Annotated in this window: 1 protein-coding gene and 1 pseudogene; one reads left to right on the top strand and one right to left on the bottom strand. The window is 60.1% G+C overall.

The window, feature by feature from the left end; genetic code table 11:
* Window positions 1-84: 84 nt before the first annotated feature.
* A complete protein-coding gene (locus CAPSK01_RS02875; RefSeq protein ID WP_034922251.1) occupies window positions 85-1,929 on the bottom strand; it encodes an IS1634 family transposase in 1,845 nt (614 codons plus the stop codon).
* A 99-nt stretch (window positions 1,930-2,028) separates the two neighbouring features.
* On the opposite strand from CAPSK01_RS02875, the pseudogene CAPSK01_RS02870 reads away from it, so the two are divergent.
* A pseudogene (locus tag CAPSK01_RS02870) lies at window positions 2,029-2,545 on the top strand (transposase).
* The last annotated feature ends 37 nt before the right edge of the window (window positions 2,546-2,582 follow it).

The following is a 2,582-nucleotide window of genomic DNA, read 5'->3' as shown; positions in this document are numbered from 1 at the left end:
CACACCAAGAAAAACCTCTATATGAATCAATTGCTTGCGTGCCATAAAAATATCAAGTGGCACTACAAGCCCGTAATTTCTGATTCAGCTGATCAGTTTTCTGATTCCTCCGGGTGTGGCGCTGATGCCCAGCGCGCGATAGATCGCCAGCAGGTCGGGTTCGGCGACGGTGGCTTTGCGCACATGCAGGGAGCGGCCGTCGCGCTGATTGAAGGTCGCAGTGACCCGGCGCTGCACCGAGAGGATGTCACGCAGGCTCGCCCAGCTGTCGGTGATTCCCGCGGCCTTGAGTTTCACGCGCAGGAACTGAACGCACTGGTAGGCGAGCACGGTGATGAACAGATGTCCGTCCGAGCGGACTTCCTTGTGGTGGTAGATGGGTCGCAAGCCGAGCTCGCTTTTCAGACTGCGAAACACACTCTCCAGGTCGGTCAGCATCGTGTAGGTGCGCCAGAGTTTCTCTTCATCCCAGGCGAGTTCGTTGGTCCGCAGGCAATAGACGCCGGGATGCGTCGCCATCGTGCCGGGAACCGGCACCTTCTGCCAGGTGATCGCCGTCACCGTCTGGCCGGAATTCTCGGTGACCAGATTGACCTGGTAGTGTTGGCTGGCGCCGCGGCTCTTCTGCTTGAGTCGGCCGAGACGTTCCAGCAGCTTGTCGTGGCCTTTTTCGCTCTTGGGCTTTTGCAGCCCATCGCGCATTTGCTGCAGGCCGGCCTCGAAACGCCCACAGGATTGCGCGAGCATCGCCTCTTCCTTGAGTTGCCGGGTTGGCGAGTGGCAATACAGGCAAAGCTCCTGGCCATCCAGGCTCAGCTCCTTCTGGAGATGCCGCCACTCCTCGCCAGCGGTCTCGATGCTCACCGAGCGTGTGGCATCGAACTGCCGCATCCCGCCGCGACGCACCACCAGATAGCGATAGCCGTGCTCGACCAGCCAGGCGACGTTGGCGTCGGTGGCAATGCCGGCATCCATGACCACCAGCGCTCCCGCCGGCGTCCCCAGTCCGGCCAGCATGGACGCCAGCGTGCCGGGCTCGGAAACGTTGCCGGCGAAGGTCTGTGAGCGCCGGACGAAGCCGCTGCCGTCGAGCACCAGGCCGAGCGTCACCCGCGGGCAGTCGCTGCGCTTCTCCTTCGAACGCCCGCGTTTGGCCTTGCGATTGAGCTCGGCTTCGCCTTCGAAATAGGTGTTGCTCAGGTCGTACAGGGTGACCGTCTCTTGCAGATCAAAGAGCGTCCGGGCGGTGCTGAACAAACGCGTCTCGATCACCTCCCGATGTTTCATCAGGACGTCCGAGGCGCGGTACAGACTCATGTGCGACATCGACAAGAAGTCGACGTCCATCAACTCGCCCAGGGCGCTGTGCTGCTGCAGCCAGTTCCAGGTCGCCAGCTCTGACCCCGGCTGGCCCATTCTCCCGATCAGGTTGCCCAGGATCGATGCCTGTACTACCCCACTGACGCCCAGTTCGTTCAGCGTCTCGATCAAACCCAGCTCGCTTGCCGCATGCAGACCGACGTGTTCGACGCCCACCGACCGGGGTTGTGTCATCTGCAGCGAGTCCACATCGACTTCCTGGAAGTCCGCAGGCGGGCGAGGTTCGCTGGTCGATCCGGCCGCACCCTCCGTCGCCGACGCGATGACCGGTGCGCGAGCAACCCGCTGCCCATGGTAACGCTGCGCTGCGCGCTCGATCGATTCAGAACATTCCAAAGGCATGATCAGCGCCTGCGTATGGTTGAGCAACTGCTCTATGCGGCTGCACAGGATCGGCCAGTCTTCCTGCTTGATCGGAAAGTGACGGCCGAGGTTCAACAGCGTGATCTGACGGACCTTGCCACCGATGCGTTCGGTGCGCACCAGTCGGTAGGTGACGTAGCTTTCACCCGTCGCCTTGTTGCCGGTTCTCGTCTGTCGTATGAACATGCCCACGATCGTATACCAAGCGCGCTCATAAGCTGCGTTAACTGTCGAGCCTAAGCGCATGTAGAATTGGAGCATTGCTTGTTCTTTGGGCGTGCGGCCATGTTGAGACTGGCATTTACGCAAGCTGAGGCACGGGCCTTGGCACACGAACGCTTTCACCATCCGCATCCACGCGTGCGACGCAAGATGGAAGCACTCTGGCTGAAAAGCCAGGGGCTTGCGCATCAAGAGGTTGCACGGCTCGCGGGGGTGAGCGGAAATACGCTGCGCCTTGCTCGAGAAACTCTCTACCCTGCGGCCCACGCTGCCGGTTACGGTCGTGCTTGACAACGCCCGCTATCAGCGTTGTGCATGGGTGCAAAACTGCGCCGAAAAACTAAAGATGGAGCTGCTCTTTCTACCGCCTTACTCGCCCAATTTGAATCTCATCGAGCGTTTGTGGAAGTTCGTCAAAAAACGGTGCCTCTATGCCAAGTACTACCGCGACTTCAGCTCTTTCACCACGGCCATCGAACGCTGCTTGCAAGACACACACACCATCCACGCCAAAGCGCTCAATTCCTTGTTGAGACTGAACTTCCAAACCCTCCCAAAGGCTCAGGTTGTGACCGCGTAAGGTATACAACAAAAGCAAGAGGCCGAGCCTGCCGATC

It is taken from the genome of Candidatus Accumulibacter vicinus, from assembly GCF_000584955.1.
GTDB lineage: Bacteria > Pseudomonadota > Gammaproteobacteria > Burkholderiales > Rhodocyclaceae > Accumulibacter > Accumulibacter vicinus.
The sequence above is the reverse complement of the archived record's forward strand: the minus strand, read 5'-3'. Positions and strand labels throughout refer to the sequence as shown.